A 16,459-nucleotide genomic window follows, 5' to 3' on the forward strand; every position below is an offset into this window, starting at 1 on the left:
TCAGTAGCTCCAATTGATCCAAAATTCAGCCAGAATTTGGAGTCGCTTTAATCCCAGTCATCCACGGTTTTTTGCTGAAGTTGCCATTTTTGGAATCGTTTTTCAAAGTCTTCCGTATCCGGTTGCAAGGACTTCCAAGCATCCAGGGCAATGAACATTCCCCACCCCAAACCCAAGGTGAGCGACCAGCCCAAATGGCCCGAGGAAACCAAGTCAATCAGTAATAAAAAACCGTTGACAATGCCAAATTTACCGAGGTTTAACTTGAGGCGCTGCCGTTGGGCGGCCACGAATTGTTGGCGTTGCGATCGATCCCCATTTTGAGCCAACCAACGCTGTTCGGCTGCATACAAATCAGTGCGATCGATCCCAATTTCATCGGCCAATTCCAGAAGCTGACTGCGGGAATATTGCTCAATATCTTGGCGACGGGCGATCGCGAGTTGCAAAATTTCCTGCACCGCATCCCGATCGTAATTATCGCGGGTGGGCACATCGATGAAGCGGGAGTCGGAACCGCGTGCATCAGGATTGGCTAAGGGCGATCGATCAGCGTTAGTCATAGGTGGGTCATATCTGGTCTTGGCCGTTGTTTATTGAACAGGCGGGGCCGCCTGCGATCGGGCGATGAACTCGGCGATCCAAAACTTCAGCAATCTCACTCGGCGATCTCAACCGAACTAGACGATCTAACTCGGCCATCGAACTACGAATCATAATATCGATGTTCCTATGGTAATGAGGTTGATCAACCGTTGGCTGCTTCTGAACAGGCCCCAGCAATTCCTCAAACCATCCCGCAAGCACTCCATGTGGAAACCCGCGGCCGGGGGCTGCCGCTGTTGTGTTTGCATGGTCACCCCGGCTCTGGGCGCAGTATGCGAGTGTTTACGCGCCATTGGGCCGATCGATTCTGGACGATCGCGCCGGATTTGCGGGGATATGGCCGCAGTCGATCGGGGGGTGACTTTGCCATGGAAGCCCACATTGCGGATTTGGTGGCCCTGCTCGATCGACTCCAAATTGACCAAGCCCTTGTCTTGGGTTGGTCTTTGGGGGGAATTTTGGCCCTGGAGTTGGCCCTGCGACATCCCGATCGAGTGCAAGGGCTGATTCTGATTGCCACGGCGGCCCGTCCCCGCAGCGCCCCCATGCCCAGCCAACGATGGGACTTGGCCTACACCCTGATTGCAGCTTTGTTGAATGGGGTATGGCCCGGTTGGGCTTGGAATATTCGGCAATTTGGCGAGCGATCGCTCTTGCGCTACCTGATTCAACGCCACACCCCTGAAACCTATCGCTACTTGGCTGAATCGGCGGTGTGGGATGTGTTGCAAACCTCAGGGGCGGCCACCCGATCGCTGCGTCAGGCGCTTCAGGCTGGATATGATCGCCGGGCGGATTTGGCCAAAATTCGCTGCCCCGCACTGGTGATGGCCGGAGCGGGCGATCGCCACATCACCCCGATCGCCAGCCTGGAAACCGCCACCGGCTTACCCCACAGCCAGTGGCACTGTTATGACGGCGTGGCACACCTGTTTCCTTGGGAAATTCCCGATCGGGTTTTGACAGACATCGATCGCTGGCTTCAGGAACAGGGTTTTGGACCACTTGATCCACCCCAGTAATGGTAGTCGTCGTGGGGGGCAAGGGGCTTAAGCCCCTTGTCTGTGCTAATCGATGGGGCTTCTTGTCTGTGCCGATCGATGAGGCCCACCAGCTAGTTCCGTAGGTTGGGTTGAGCTTTGCGAAACCCAACTCAATCACTGCAAGCCTTGCTGCTGTTGGGTTTCGTACCTCAACCCAACCTACGAAATGATCGTTAATTAGCCTATCTTGATCAGAGAGGGTTAATTCGTGCAAGAGGTCTATCCTCTCCGGCCCACAGTCTGGGAACGCGGAGGCGAGTGATAGGATACAAATTCGACTAATCAGCGCCACTCCACAGGCCGATCGCACCGCCGCACCACACAAAGTCACCATGGGCAACACGTTTGGACATCTGTTTCGGATCACCACCTTTGGCGAGTCCCACGGTGGTGGGGTGGGCGTTGTGATCGATGGTTGCCCGCCCCGGTTGCCCCTAACGGCCGAAGAAATTCAAGTGGAACTTGATCGCCGCCGGCCCGGCCAAAGCAAAATCACCACGCCCCGCAAGGAAACCGACCAGTGCGAAATCCTTTCGGGCGTGTTTGAGGGCAAAACCCTGGGCACGCCGATCGCGATTTTGGTGCGCAACAAGGATACCCGGCCCCAGGACTACGACGAGATGGCCAAGACCTATCGCCCGTCCCACGCCGATGCGACCTACGACGCGAAATATGGGTTTCGCAACTGGCAAGGGGGCGGTCGATCGTCCGCGCGGGAAACGATCGGGCGGGTGGCCGCCGGAGCGATCGCTAAGAAGATCCTGCGGGAGTTTGGCAACATCGAAATCGTCGGCTACGTGAAGCGGATTAAGGATCTCGAAGCGGCGATCGACCCGCTGGCCGTGACCACAGAACAGGTGGAAAGCAACATTCTGCGATCGCCCGATGGGGACTTTGCGGAACGGGCGATCGCCCTGATTGAATCAATCCGCGATGAGGGTGATTCCGTCGGCGGCGTGGTGGAATGCGTTGTGCGGAATGTGCCGATGGGCTTGGGGTCGCCCGTGTTCGATCGCCTGGAAGCCGATCTGGCCAAGGCGGTGATGTCCCTGCCCGCCACCAAAGGGTTTGAGGTGGGGTCGGGTTTTGCGGGCACGTTGCTGAAGGGCAGCGAACACAACGACGAGTTTTACACGGACGAAGCGGGCAAACTGCGAACGACGACGAACCGATCGGGCGGAGTCCAAGGCGGCATCAGCAACGGCGAACCGGTCGTGATCCGGATTGCCTTCAAGCCCACGGCCACGATCCGCAAGGCCCAAAACACCGTCGATCAAACCGGGGAAGCCAAGGTGCTGGCGGGCAAGGGTCGCCACGATCCCTGTGTGCTGCCCCGGGCCGTGCCGATGGTGGAGGCGATGGTGGCGTTGGTGGTTTGCGATCATTTGCTGCGCGATCGGGCCCAGTGCCACACCCTCGAAGATTTGGCATAGCGTAGAGATTGCGTTGAGATCAGCCAAATCGAGATCAGCCAAGTCGAGATCAGCCAAGTCGAGATCGGGTATGTCGAGATTGAGGATGTCAGGATCGGCCAAGTCGAGATTCGGCATGGCGGGCATGGTGGGGTTGCTGTGCGGCCTAGTGCCCTTGGGTTTGGGCGGCTGTGCCGACGATGGTGCAGCCAGCCGCGCCTTGGAGCAATCCCTCGCGCCCGACCCGGCCTTGCAAGCGAGTCCCAGCCCCGCCGTTCAACCCAGCCCGAGTCCGAGCTTGACCGCTCCGACTCCTGACCCGATCGCCAGCCCGATCGCCCCCAGCCCCAGCCCCGCCGTTCAACCCAGCCCGATCGCTAGCCTCTCTCAGGAATTGCAACCCTACTGGCAAGATTGGCGCAAACTCGACAGCCTTCAGGGTCTCCAAGATCCGAACCAAATCGTGACCCGGCGGCAATTTGCCCGCTGGCTCGTGAGCGCCAATAACCAACTGTTCCAAAACCGCCCGGCCTGGCAGGTGCGATCGGCCAGTGCCACCAGCCAGCCCCTCTTTACCGATGTGCCCACCACGGATCCAGACTTCGCCGCCATCCAAGGCTTAGCCGAAGCGGGCATTATTCCCAGTCGCTTAACCGGCAACAACAGCCCCACCTTCAGCCCCGATGGGCCCCTCACGCGAGAAACCATGGTGCTGTGGAAAGTGCCCCTCGATTTGCGTCGTCCCTTGCCGCCGGCCACCGTGGAAACCGTGCAAAAGGCTTGGGGATTTTTGGACGCAACCAAGGTAGATGCCCAGACCCTCCGGGCGATCGCGGCCGATCGCGAGAACGGCGAACTCTCCAACATTCGCCGGGTCTTTGGGTTCACCACCCTTCTGCAACCTAAAAAACCGATCACCCAAGGGGAAGCCGCCGCCGCTCTCTGGTACTTCGGCCCCGAAGGCCAAGGCATCACCGCCAAGGATTTGCTCAGTACTGCACCGTCCCCGATCGCCCCGCCAGCTTCCCCGGCCGTAAACTAAGCGCAACTGATTTCAACGCTTTGCACCAACGCTTTGCACAAATTTTGGTGACCGCTGCGATAGAAAGATGATTGCCGGCCTCAACATCGATGTCTATCAGGTCTTCGTCTGTGGTGCGATTCACCTTTCAGCCTCCACCGCCAGGATCCCCCGATCCCGATCGCGATCGCCAATTAAATCAAACCCTCCAGGCCTTGGTGCTGCGGGCCCAAAGTCTACCGCCCCAAAGTCTAGAGTTCAAAAAAGCGATCCAACAGGTGGTGAAACTTGTTTGTGAATCGAACCGGCTTCGGCGTTCTCTAAGCACCCAGAAGGTTTATCGAGATCACCCCCGTTATGGGGAGTTTTATCACGAGGCATTCTGTCGCTTGCTCGATTGGCTACCCACAGTCATTCAAAAGAAACAGTACGATCCCGATCGGGGTGAAGTCATGACCTGGCTTAACAACAAACTTCAGTATTTGTTCAAGGATGCTGTTCGAGATTTAACCGGCGTGCGCACACCCTTTGCAGTCGGTGTAGATCTGGAAAACCTGGATGAGCAGGGTGAGCTACCCGCCGATATGAACCCTTGGTCAGCACTCATGGCCCAAGAAGAGCTGGATCCATCGGAAGTTTGGCGACTTTACAAAGCCCAAGATCCCGATGGGTTGCTCCAAAAAGTGGTTCTCGGATCAATCCGCCTTGAACAACTGATTGATGCTAAAAACCAAGGAAAGAGTATGCGGAAATTGGCAATTGAGCTATCCGTCAATGCCAATACACTCAGCTCCATCTATACTCGCCATAAAGACCAGTTCTTTGAGTCGGTTCGGCGCTTTAAGCAGTCGCTCCAACCGCCCGATGAATAGCCTAATTTACACAAAAATTTCCTTGAACTTGGTTTTTCAAGAAAATTCTTCTCGTGAATTGGTTCATTAAATCTAGACATTCATTTCCTAATACACCCACTCTCTTCATTGTTATCATTCTTGTCACTCTTTCAGTGTCAAACCCATTCTTTAGCAAAAACCCTCTAAGAGGAGACAGTATTCTCGATTCAGGTGGCTTTAGATTTTTAGTTGCTTCTTTCAATTGCCTCTTCTAATTGGCGATTGACCAAGCATTGATCAACTCAAATCGGGGACTACCATCCCTAGTCTTTGGTTTTTCAAAATTGGTATTGTCAATCAGCATTAGCCATTGAAGATCACTTGAAATCAACCTGAAACAAACTTGAATTTCAATCAAAATTGAGTTGGTCAATCCTCCAATGACGGACAAATAGATCATGACCCTTGACCCCACTTCACCCAATCCTCAAACCACAGAAACCAACCAGTTTCACGAAACGATTACAATTCCCTTGCGCGCCAAACACCGAGCCACCGCTGAACAATTTGCCAAGGCCGCAATGCATCCAGACCAGCGTGATGTGATCTATCACAACACGTTGGCAATCCTAGCCCTCAGCGATTGGTTGCACTGGCTGCAAATTCCCCATTCCCATCAGAATTGCGAGAGCTGGGATCCTGTAATTAGAGGATTTGATGATGTGGCAGATTTGGCGATCGAGGAAGTCGGTCGAGTAGAATGCCGGCCGGTTTTTCCGGGGGCTGATTCCTTGGAGATTGTACTGGAATCCCAAGCCGATCGAGTAGGCTACTTTGCCATTGGCTTGGATTTGCAGACAGGCGATCGCCCCGAAGCCACTTTGATTGGTTTTATACCCACATCGGCCTTGTTCGATCGAGAACAGATTTGGCTATCAGAACTCCAATCTTTAGATGATTTCCTAGAGTGGTGGGATGCAAAGGTTGCAGAAACTCGCGCTGTAAATTCTGAAACTAGTCAACAGCGTGTTTCAACTAGCAATCCAGTAGTCAGCTCAGAAATTGATTCCAAGATCAATCCAGAGATTAACCCAGCAATTAATCCTAGAACGAACCCAGAGCCGGATCCAGAAACCTATCCAGAAGTCCAACCAACGGGAGCCAAACCGGCCGTTTCCATGATGCCTTGGCTCGAAAATCAATTCGAACATGGTTGGCAGAGCCTAAGCAGTTTATTACAAGAGATCCTAGAGCCAGATTCTTTTAGAGTTGGTTACCGAAAACAGCCGAAAATCACAGGGGCGAAACTCCTGGTGATCGAGACTTTGGAAAAGCCAATTCTTCTGAGTGTGGCCATTGGCCACCATGAACTCACCGAGGAAGAAGCAAGCAGTCCCGAGAACTTGCCTGAGAGTCTCCGGCTGTGGGACATCACCATTCGGCTGCAAAATCCGGATGTGGAAATGCTTTTACCCAACGACTTGCAACTCACGCTTTTGGATCATTTGGGACAAGCTCTGGAGCAGACCACCCCAGAGATCCACACAAGTCTAACAATTGATTTCATTGCAAACCCTGGGGAAACCTTCATGGCGCAAGTGGTGCTGGGGGATTTTAAAGTTATTGAAACTTTAACTGCACCGTCGTTGTAATTCGTGCCCGCTCGCTAGGGTTCGATAAAATGTGTCTGGTTTCGTCAGGGCTTCCATGGCACACATTTGGGGTTTACAAGCGCTAAACTGCCGCACCATCTCCCTGGTTGGAGTGGGGGTTATGGTAACCCATGGGTTGATGGCAGGTTTTTTGGCCACTGCTGCGGTTGCTGAGTCGATCGCCCCGGATGGTCAACTTTCAACCACGGTGCAGCAACGAGAACCCAACCAATGGACGATCGAGGGGGGCGATCGGGCCGGGAGCAACCTGTTTCATAGTTTTCAGCAGTTTTCGATTCCCACGGGCGGGCTGGCTCACTTCAACAACGCCGCCGACGTGGCTAATATTTTTGCCCGAGTGACTGGCGGCCAGCAATCGCTTCTGGATGGGACACTGAGGGCCAATGGGGCAGCTAATCTTTTCCTACTCAATCCAGCGGGCATTTTGTTGGGGCCCAATGCCCGCCTAGATCTGGGCGGATCGTTTTTTGCCAGCACAGCCGATCGCCTGGTGTTTGCCGATGGGCTGAGTTTTGGGGTCAACGATCCGGCGGGTCGTCCGTTGCTGTCGATGAGCGTGCCGGTGGGGTTGCAATATGGGTCTGCGCCGGGAGTAATTCGGGTGGAGGCGCGATCAACTAACCCAGTTCCTACGGGGTTAGAAGTTAAACCGGGTCAGGCGATCGGCCTGTTTGGTGGGTCATTGGAATTTGAGCAGGGTTGGGCGATCGCGCCGGAGGGTCGGATTTGGGCAGTGGCGGCGGGGCCGGGAACGGTGGTGAATTTCAACCGCTTGCTGGATACGCCGATCGCCCCAGGAGCAAACCTGACCTTCCAAGGGGGCGGGCTAGAGGTCAGCGGCAATGGTGGCGGGGAGTTGGTAGCAATTGGCGATCGGGTGCAACTGGGCCAGGGGGCGTTGTTGGCGGCGAACACGTTGGGGACGGGGGATGGTCGTGGGTTGTGGGTGCGATCGGGTGAGTTTGGGCTAACGGATCGATCGGCGGTTTCTACGATTACGTTGGGCAGTGGTCGGGGTGGTGATTTAAGCCTCACGGCCCAGCGATCAATCAACTTATCCAGTGGTCGGGATTTTGCTGGTTTCATCAATCAATTACTAGCTGGTCAGTTTGCGCCTAGTGATGTAGCTGGAGGTTTGTTTTCTGTCAGCTTGGGGGCGGGCAATGCTGGCCGAATTGTATTGGGTGCAGAGAATATTGATTTGAGTGAAGGGTCGGTGATTTTAACATCCACTTTCGGCGCGGGGCGGGGTGGTGATGTGTTGATTGATGCCACGGGAATGGTGAGACTCAATCGATCAGGTCTGTTTTCAGGGACGGCTGGATCGGGAAAAGCTGGAGATTTAGTTAGTCAATCTAGAAACTTTGAAATTATAAATACTGGGGCTGTTTCCTCATTGACCTTATCGAGTGGCACAGCAGGAAATATTGATATAACAGCACTGGACTCTGTAACATTAATCGGCGGCGAATTTATACCGATTAACATTGGTAATGTTCAATCGATGACTGGAGGTGGTATTGAAGCCTCTTCATTTTCAGATATGAGTTCTGCAGGACAAGCTAGACTGAGTGGTTTCTTTTCGTTATTAGACGAAGAAGCTAGATTAGTCTCTTCAAATAGTTCAAACTCTAGCGATCCTGGTGAAATTAGGATCCAATCAAGTCAAGTAATCTTAAAAAATAGAGCAGCCCTTACAACCAACCGTTACACGCAATCACCACTTCCTAGTATGGATAAGTCTACAAACAATGGGAGGATTATTATTGATGCAACAGAATTAGTCGAAATGGATAATTCGATCTTATCTACTAATGCCGATGTAAATCCTAGTCATAGCGGTGACAGGTTAGTTCTCGATTCCAGCAAGTTTTCTGAATCAGGAACAGTTGAAATTTATACTAAAGTCCTCCGAGTTGTTGGAGGATCACAAATTCAAAGTGCTACTGTTAGTATCCTTAATCCTACAACTGGTCAAGTACAAGTAGCAGGTAATGGTGGAAGAATTAATATTTTTGCTGGTGAAAGGATCGAATTAGATAATTTACGTCCTAATCCACAAAGGTCAACAGGACTTTTCACTAGTACAAATTTCAACACAGTCGATAATATTTCCATTGATCCTAGTACTCCTTTTCCATCAGGGCGTGCGGGAAATATCCGCATTGTCACTCCCGAATTGATTTTGCGAAATGGAGCGCGAATTACTGCTACTAGCTTGGGCACAGGTGGCGCAGGAAATATTGATATTCAGGCAAATCGAATTCGGGTGATTGGTGAAAACAGCGTGATTCGATCGCTCTCCGGCGCGGGTGATGCGGGAAACATTCGCATTCAAGCTAATGAAATCGAACTGCGTGATGGCGGCGCAATCACCACCGATGCATTCTTTACCTCAACCGGCGGCAACATCGAGATTGATACTGATACTCTGGTGGCCCTCGGCAATAGCGACATTTCCGCCAATGCCGTCACCAACTTTGGCGGACGGGTGAACTTGCGGGCCCAAGGGGTGTTTGGGACGGCTTTTCAAGAGGCATTGACCGATCGCAGTGATATTACGGCTAGCTCGGCGCGGGGGCCAGAATTTAGCGGCACGGTGCAACTGGAGGTGCTGAATCCCGACCCGGCCCGAGGGGCGATCGCCCTGCCCAGTGATGTGGGTGTGCCGCCGGAGCCTACCAGTCCCTGCGGCCCCCGATCGGATCCGAGGGCGATCGAGTTTTTTGCCTTGGGGCGGGCCGGCCAAGCACCAAACCCGATCGAGGCGGCCACCCTGGAAGCCATGCCCTTTACGGCGGACTTGCGCCCGATCGCCCCAACGACCACCGCCAAAGCCGAAGCCACCCCTCCGCTGCGGGAGCCGATCTTGGAAGCCACCCATTGGCAAAGGACAGAAGCCGAACAAATTCAGTTAATGGCCGGCGCTCCGGTGCAATGGGCGGGGGGTGAATCGAGTTGCCGTTGGGGAGCTGAACCATGAATCGATCCTGGTCTCGGCGATCACTGTTGGGTTTGTTGGGTTGGGGCGGGGCGATCGCCCTGTCGGGTCTCGGAGAGCGGGCCCAAGCTCAAGCGCTGGATGATTTGCTCGAAGCGGGCCGGCAAGCCTATCACGAGGGTCGCTACCGGGAAGCGATCGCCCTTTGGCAATCGGTACTGGAGCCAGCAACGCAACGGGGCGATCGGGAAACCCTGGGGCTGGTGGCGAGCTATCTGGCTTGGGCCCACTTGCAATTCAGTGAAACCACGGCGGCCCAAGCTTGGGTCGATCGGGGGCGATCGGCCCTTGCGGGGGGTCTGTCGGCGGCCGTGGCCGCTCGGCTGTGGGGAGCGGCCGGAGCCACCGCCGCCCTCCAACAGCAGTGGAGTGTGGCGGAACAGGCTTTTCAAATGGCCGCCCAGCAATACCAAGCGGCCGGCGACCCCGTGGGAACCCTGAACAGCCAAATTGACGAGGCCGCCGTTTGGCAGGGGGCCGGCAACCAGCGCCGGGCCTTGGTGCGGCTGTGGGATTTGCAGCGCCACTGGCAACAGGAGCCACCCCGGGAACCGGAAGCGATCGCCGTTCGGGCCCGGGGGCTACATCGTTTGGCCCTGGCGTTGCTGTTGGCGGAGGATTTTGAACAGGCTTGGCAGGCGGCGATCGAGGCGAAACCGGTTTTGGGCGCGGTGGCGGAACTGACTTTGGCCCAAATCGCTAGTCGGCGGGCGACCCTGGGCGAATCCGCCACCGAGCAGGCCACTTGGGCTGAAACCGCGATCGAGCACTATCACGCGGTGATTTTGGGGCCCGATCCAACCCTGTGGAGATCGGCCATGGTTGGGCGATTGGAATTGGCCACAGAACGCGGGCGGCCAGAGTCGTCGGAGTGGGCGGAACAATTGCGACTGGCGGCCCAGCGCTGGACAGGGGGACGATCGACGGTGGCGTTGCAGTTGGCGGCGGCCCGGGCCTTAAGCCAATTAAACCAACCGATGCCCATGGCGCAGGTGTTGTCCCTGGTGCAACGGGCCCAACAACAGGCGACATCCTTGGGCGATCGGGCCCTGTTGGGTTGGGCTTGGCAATTGCGCGGTCAGGTGTTGGCGCAAGGGGGCGATCGGGCAGGGGCGGCCCAAGCGGCCCGATCGGCCCTTGAGCAATGGGAACCGCTCGATCGGCCCGAATGGAACTATGAGGCCCTGTGGCTGTTGGGGCGGATGGCTTACCATTTGGGCCAAGCCCGCGAGGCCTTGGCTGCTTACCGCTTGGCCGCTGAAGCTGCCCAAGCGGCCCGCTCCAGTTTGGCGGGCCTGAGTGTGCGGCTGCCGGGATTGCACACGGAAGGGGTGCAAGGCTGGCTCGATCGCGCCGAGCCGCTCTATCGCCAACAAATGGGGCTGTTGTTCGCTTCGGCTGAAACCAGCGATCGGATTGAAGCCAGCCAACAGCTCCAAAATCTGCAACTGCAACGGATTGAGAATTTTCTGCAATGTCGCCTCGACAATCCCGCCCCATCGGACTTGCTCCAGTTGGCTGACTCAACTACCGATGAACGGGCGGCGGTGGTGGTGGTGGCCATCACGGAATTGCCGCCGGATTTGGCCTCGGGATCGGCCAACCGGTCGATCGATACCCTGGTGCGTTGGAAGGATCCCCAAACGGGCCAAGAACGCCAAAACCTGCACCGCCAGCCAATCAACCAATCCGACTTGGACAAGCTCCTTCAGCGCCTCAACCGCAACTTCAGAACAATGGGCAGGGGCCGCGCCTTACAACCGGATAGCCAACAGCTCTATCGCTGGATTTTGGAACCCCATCGCCCCATCCTGACGGCGGCGGGCATTAACCTGTTGGTTTGTGTGTTGGATCCTTCCCTGCGGAACTTGCCGATCGATGCCTTGTTTGATGGGGAGCGCTATTTGGTGGAATCCTTTGCCTTGTCGATCGCCCCTGATGTGAAACTGGATCCAGCCTCCGATCGGGGACGGCGCGGCCCGGCCCTGTGGGCTGGCTTGTCCGAATCGCGCGAGGACTTTCCGGCCCTGGCTCCCGTGCCCCAACAGCTTGCCCAGTTGGGAAAACTGCTGAAGGGACAAACTTTGCTCAATCAGGAATTTACGCCCACGGCCTTGACCCAAGCCTTGGTCAGCCAACCGATCACCGTGTTGCACTTGGCCACCCATGGGCGATTCAGTTCCCAGCGCGATAACACTTTCTTGCTGACCTGGGAAGGCAAGCTCAACATGGAGGATTTGGATCAGTTGCTGAAGGAGCGCCGGGCCAAACGATCGGAACCACTGGACTTGCTCACCCTGTCCGCTTGCCAAACGGCCACGGGCGATCGCTACGAAACCTTGGGTTTAGCAGGGTTGGCGGTGCGATCGGGTGCGCGCAGTCTGGTGTCTTCCCTGTGGAATATTCCCGCCGATGATGCGGCCAATCGGCTTTTTAGCGAGTTTTACAGGGGGTGGCTGGCTGGACTGTCCAAAGCCCGCGCCCTCCAGCAAGCCAAGTTGAAGCTGCTGAATAATCAAGGCGACCTCGCCGCCGATCCCCACTATTGGGCCGCCTTTGTCCTAATTGGTGACTGGCGCTAGCTGGGGCGGCGCGGCCAAGGGGGCCTCGCGTAAATCGCTAAAGCCCTCCTGATCCAAGAGTTCTATCAATTGGGGCGATCGCCCTTGGCCGCCGGGACTCAAGAGCCGATCGAGCTGATCCAACCAATATTCCGTTTTGGCATTGGCCGCATGGACGATCGTGCCCGCCACAAAGTCCACCGATTCCTCGGGCCGATTGGCACAGTTCACCCGCAAATACCAGGAATAGAAACGATTAGGCGCAAGGCCCGGGCCGTTGGGCGATAGGGGCAATCGCAACAGCCCCGCTTGGGAACCCATCACCAGGCGTTGCTGATCCAGGGCATAACCGTCCGCATCTTGCAATTCCCATTCCAACACCGTGCCCGCTGGATAGCCCACATAAAACCACAACCCAGCCTGAGCATGGCGGGTTTCGCCCAAAACCACCGTTTCCCCATTTTCCCAAACAACCTGTGGAACCAGCGCCACCAACAGCTTGGCCGGATCCGCCGCCCCCTCCATGGTGCAACCGCTATAGCTTCCGGCCCCACGCCCGCGGCCATTGATCGGTCGATCGCCCCGCACGGGGGGTCTGGTTTGTTTGGGTTGCCGCTGGGTTTGGTTCAGGATTGGGTTGGCCCGGCGAGCGATCGGCTGAAGCGGCTCGATCGCCCAGCCCGGAAAAGCGCCGAGCGTCACCCCTGCCAACAAACCACCCAAAACAAGACCCATGTGGGTTAGTCCAAACCCAGCACAACGAGACTGAACATGAATCATGACCAGGAGAAGGGGAAGATTAAGTGCTCATTAATCATCTTCCTCGAAATTTCTCTGATTCGCCTGAATCCCGTGGTTGTCCTTGGCTGTGGCGAGCAGGCGAGTCCACCGGTTTGGTTTAACCGAATGGGCGAAACTGTGCGGCTAAGGCCAGCCGATCGACCTTGCCTTGGGCGTTGCGGGGAATCTGGGTTAGGGGTAGCCAGCGTTTGGGAATTTTGTAGCGACTGAGCCGATCGCCCAAGGCCGATCGCAGTTGGTCGGGCGTGATCATGGCGCTCACCGGCACATAGGCCGCCCCGATCGCCTGTCCCCATTCCCGATCGGGCAACCCCACCACCACCACATCAACCACCCATCCCGTCTCCCAAAGGGCCGCTTCCACCTCAGCGGGATAGACATTTTCGCCCCCGGTGATAATTTTGTGGCTGGCGCGGCCCACCAAATGCAGCCGTTGGGCCCCGTCAAAATAGCCCAGATCATCCGTCAGGAATTGCCCCGTGGCGGTGGTGTCCAGAGGGGTAAACCCTGGGGCGCTCAGATAGCCGGCCGCCAAGGAATTCCCCGCGATTGCCACTCGGCCAAGGGTTGAGCTGTTCCCAAGGGAATCGTGGGCCCAGTCTGACTCGATCGCCACTGTCGCATGGGGCAACACCTGTCCCGCCCCTCGGGCCCCGGCCAGAAATTCAGCGGGCCGCAGGGTGGCTACCTGGGAGGCGGTTTCCGTGGAGCCATAGGTGGGAGCCAGCCGCACCCCCACCGCTTGGGCTTGATCCAACAGGGCCGGCCAAGCGGGCGCGCCCCCCAACAGAATCACGCGAAATTGCTGGAGCCACGGGGTTTCTGGCCCCAGCAGCCGCAGGAGCTGGGTGGGAACCAGGGACAAAAACCCGATCGACCTCAAACGCAATCCTTGGGCGATCGGGGCCAGGGCTAGCCGGCCGCCGCCCCAAAAGCAACGCAAGACCTGCATTAACCCGCTGGCATGGCACAGGGGCAAGGTGCAAAGGGTGCTGTGGGTTTGGGGGCCGGGCCAATCTTCCGCAAAATAAGCGCAAAAGCCGGCCACGGAAGCGGCCAGCGATCGGGGTTGGTGCAGTGCAAAGCGGATTTGGCCCGATGTGCCGCCCGTGGGTAGCCCAATCCAAGGTTCCGCCGTCGGGGGCAAGGGAGCACGACCGCCCGGGGGCTTGTCTAGGATGGTTTCGCCTTGGTTTTCCCAGAGTCGATCGGGCTGCAACCAAGTCAGCACTTGGGTTCGTTCAGCGGCGCTCCATTGGGCATTACCTAAAAAAACGGAGCAGCCTTGGGCAACGGCCGCGAAAAATCCCGCCAAAAAGGGCAATGGCTCCGATTCCAACAGCAAAATTCGCCGTTGAGTTCCCCCGCAGCCCGATCGCGCCAGGGCCGCCGCTCGTTCCTCCGTGGCCCACAGCAGCGCCTCGGCCTCAATGCCCCACAGCCAGCCGGCCGCCGTTCGATCGCGCAATGTGGCCAGCCAGCGATCGGGCACGGCCCAGGCCAAATCGGGCGTTAGGATCGCCGGTTCCATAGGCCTTCCAACCAGCGAGGGGGCAAGGGATCCAGCCAACTGCCCACCCCAAAGCCCAAGGCCCTTGCGCCCCCAGGCCGCGCCCCCACTTCCGCCAACCGCAGCGCAGCCCCTTGGCCCACAAAACTTTCAAACACCGAAGAAAATACGCAATCGAGGCCGCGGGTTTGAATGGTGGCCTGGAGGCGGCTGGGAAATCCGGCAATGCTGGGTTTCAGGACAAACAAACCGCGCCAGCCCCCTTGGACGGCGGCTTGCAGGTGTTTGAACTGGGTCACCGATTCATCAAGGGCGATCGGGGTGCGGAAGTGGGGGGCGATCGCCTGCATGGGAGCCACCTGGGCCAGGGGCTGTTCCAAAAATTCCACCCGATCGCCCGCTCCGTCGCACCGTTCCAGCCAGCCGCGACAGGCGGCCTCCGTGAGTGCCCCGTTGGCATCCAGTCGCAACCGGCCCTCCGGCGGCAGGTTCCCCAACAATTGCGCAAACCAGCCCCATTCCAATTCGCTGGCAAAAACGCCAATTTTCCACTTGAAGGTGCGATGGCCGGCTGTCCAGGGAGTTTGCCAACTGCTCAACACCCGTTCACCGGCCGGTAACAGGGCCGCCAAGCGATCGGGCGGGAGGGTAAAGGGGGCCGGTTCCCGATCGTTAGCCAGGCTTTTGAAGGCCGATTCCAGGGCAAATTGACAACAGGGCAAAGTGTCTGGAATTTGCCACAGTTGAGCCGGTGAAATTTCCCCATCCAGCGATCGTAAAAAGGCGATCGCCTGCTCCAGGGTTTCAGTGCCAAACCAAGGCAAGGGTGCGATTTCTCCCCAACCGAATCGATCGGCTTCATCTCGCAGCCGCACCACAATTCCTTCGCGCTTGGCCCAACTGCCATAGCTGGTTTGTAACGGACGCACAAAGTTGCGTTCGTAGTATCGAAATTGCACATTCAAGCGATTCGATCGCACCAGTTTCCTCCTGATTTTAGGCCGGGGGGTTGGCCACTACTGTAACCAAGCCCCCAACAGAAAACCGCCACTGAGGGCTAAACCGCTCCAAAAATGAAATTTGACGGCGATGAATTTGCTGTTGCTGACCCGATCGGGCTGGTCGTGGTGTTGCCCCACATGCCGACACAAATGCAGGGCGATCGGCAGGCTCAAACCCGTGAGCAACGTCCAAAGGGGGAAAGCCCCCCACAGAACTCCCGCCACCACCACTCCAAAGGCTGTGCCACAAAACCAGGGCAGCAGGGCGGCTGATCGAGCCGTGCCCAGCCGGGCCACGGGCGATCGTTTGCCCGCCCGCAAATCATCCGCCACCTGATGGAAATGGGAACAGAACAAAATGAGGCTGGTGGTGATGCCCATAAAGACGGACGCGCCCCAATTCAACAGCGACCAACTTTGGGTTTGGCTATAGTAAGCAGCGGCCAGGGCCATGGGCCCAAAGGTGACAAAACAGATGGGTTCTCCCAACCCTAAATAGCCAAAGCGAAAGGGCGGCCCTTGATAGCTATAGCCCAAAACACAACTGGCTAAAATGATTGCCAAAACCGTCCAATCCTGTTGGAGCCAAGCGATCGTCCCAATGGATGCAATTCCGGCCACTAGAAATAGATTGGCGATCGCAAAAACCAGCGATCGGTTACCGGTTAAATTCACCACGGAATGGGCTTTATTCACATCAATGCCCGTATCAGAATCAAACACATCATTGGTTAGATTCAACCAAGCAATAATGGCAATGGCCGCCCCTAAAAACAGGGCCAAAATTCCCCCATTCAGCCGTTTGGTTTCAAAGGCGGCGATGGCGGATCCCAACAGAATCGGCATCACTGCCACGGTATACATGGGCAGTTTAATCGCCGCCTTCCAAAGTTGACGGCGGGAGGGCGCTTCGGGCGGGCTGTTGGGTGGGGCAGAAAGACTGGGAGCAGTCATAGGGCGATCACGACAGTCAACGGTGGTAGATGGTGGCTTGGGC

At 56.8% G+C, this 16,459-nt stretch carries 12 protein-coding genes; 7 read left to right on the top strand and 5 right to left on the bottom strand.

The window, feature by feature from the left end:
* Window positions 1-47: 47 nt before the first annotated feature.
* Window positions 48-563: a 2TM domain-containing protein gene (locus tag ACZA91_RS16140; RefSeq protein ID WP_099535604.1), complete on the bottom strand. Its 516-nt coding sequence runs from the start codon at window positions 561-563 to the stop codon at window positions 48-50.
* A gap of 192 nt (window positions 564-755) precedes the next feature.
* On the opposite strand from ACZA91_RS16140, the gene ACZA91_RS16145 reads away from it, so the two are divergent.
* The 7 genes from ACZA91_RS16145 (at window position 756) to ACZA91_RS16175 (ending at window position 12,171) form a co-directional block, all read left to right on the top strand.
* Window positions 756-1,628: an alpha/beta fold hydrolase gene (locus tag ACZA91_RS16145; RefSeq protein ID WP_463183397.1), complete on the top strand. Its 873-nt coding sequence runs from the start codon at window positions 756-758 to the stop codon at window positions 1,626-1,628.
* Window positions 1,629-1,981: 353 nt separating this feature from the next.
* Window positions 1,982-3,082: a chorismate synthase gene (gene aroC, locus ACZA91_RS16150; protein WP_190529435.1), complete on the top strand. Its 1,101-nt coding sequence runs from the start codon at window positions 1,982-1,984 to the stop codon at window positions 3,080-3,082.
* Between the two features lie 85 nt (window positions 3,083-3,167).
* Window positions 3,168-4,103 (top strand): S-layer homology domain-containing protein, encoded by a 936-nt coding sequence (locus tag ACZA91_RS16155; RefSeq protein ID WP_190535084.1) that lies wholly within the window; start codon window positions 3,168-3,170, stop codon window positions 4,101-4,103.
* Between the two features lie 89 nt (window positions 4,104-4,192).
* Complete coding sequence (locus ACZA91_RS16160; protein ID WP_463183401.1) at window positions 4,193-4,954, top strand: hypothetical protein; 762 nt, start codon at window positions 4,193-4,195, stop codon at window positions 4,952-4,954.
* Between the two features lie 419 nt (window positions 4,955-5,373).
* A complete protein-coding gene (locus tag ACZA91_RS16165; RefSeq protein ID WP_463183403.1) occupies window positions 5,374-6,567 on the top strand; it encodes a DUF1822 family protein in 1,194 nt (397 codons plus the stop codon).
* Window positions 6,568-6,688: 121 nt separating this feature from the next.
* Window positions 6,689-9,571, top strand: a complete 2,883-nt coding sequence (locus ACZA91_RS16170) for a two-partner secretion domain-containing protein (RefSeq protein ID WP_463186458.1) — start codon at window positions 6,689-6,691, stop codon at window positions 9,569-9,571.
* A complete protein-coding gene (locus tag ACZA91_RS16175) occupies window positions 9,568-12,171 on the top strand; it encodes a CHAT domain-containing protein (RefSeq protein ID WP_463183405.1) in 2,604 nt (867 codons plus the stop codon). Before ACZA91_RS16170 ends, ACZA91_RS16175 begins: the two co-directional genes overlap by 4 nt.
* Here ACZA91_RS16175 and ACZA91_RS16180 read toward each other — a convergent pair.
* From ACZA91_RS16180 to menA, 4 genes are all read right to left on the bottom strand, one after another.
* Window positions 12,151-12,930 carry a DUF928 domain-containing protein gene (locus tag ACZA91_RS16180; RefSeq protein ID WP_463183406.1) on the bottom strand — a complete coding sequence of 260 codons (780 nt, stop codon included), beginning with the start codon at window positions 12,928-12,930 and terminating at the stop codon, window positions 12,151-12,153. The two genes, ACZA91_RS16175 and ACZA91_RS16180, sit on opposite strands and share 21 nt — an antisense overlap.
* A 118-nt stretch (window positions 12,931-13,048) precedes the next feature.
* Complete coding sequence (locus ACZA91_RS16185; protein ID WP_463183408.1) at window positions 13,049-14,482, bottom strand: AMP-binding protein; 1,434 nt, start codon at window positions 14,480-14,482, stop codon at window positions 13,049-13,051.
* Window positions 14,464-15,441, bottom strand: a complete 978-nt coding sequence (locus ACZA91_RS16190; RefSeq protein WP_463183409.1) for an o-succinylbenzoate synthase — start codon at window positions 15,439-15,441, stop codon at window positions 14,464-14,466. The genes ACZA91_RS16185 and ACZA91_RS16190 overlap by 19 nt, the downstream gene beginning before the upstream one ends.
* Window positions 15,442-15,477: 36 nt before the next feature.
* Window positions 15,478-16,416 (bottom strand): 2-carboxy-1,4-naphthoquinone phytyltransferase, encoded by a 939-nt coding sequence (gene menA / locus ACZA91_RS16195; RefSeq protein WP_463183411.1) that lies wholly within the window; start codon window positions 16,414-16,416, stop codon window positions 15,478-15,480.
* Window positions 16,417-16,459: the final 43 nt, after the last annotated feature.

The organism is Limnothrix sp. CMB-01 (assembly GCF_055193175.1).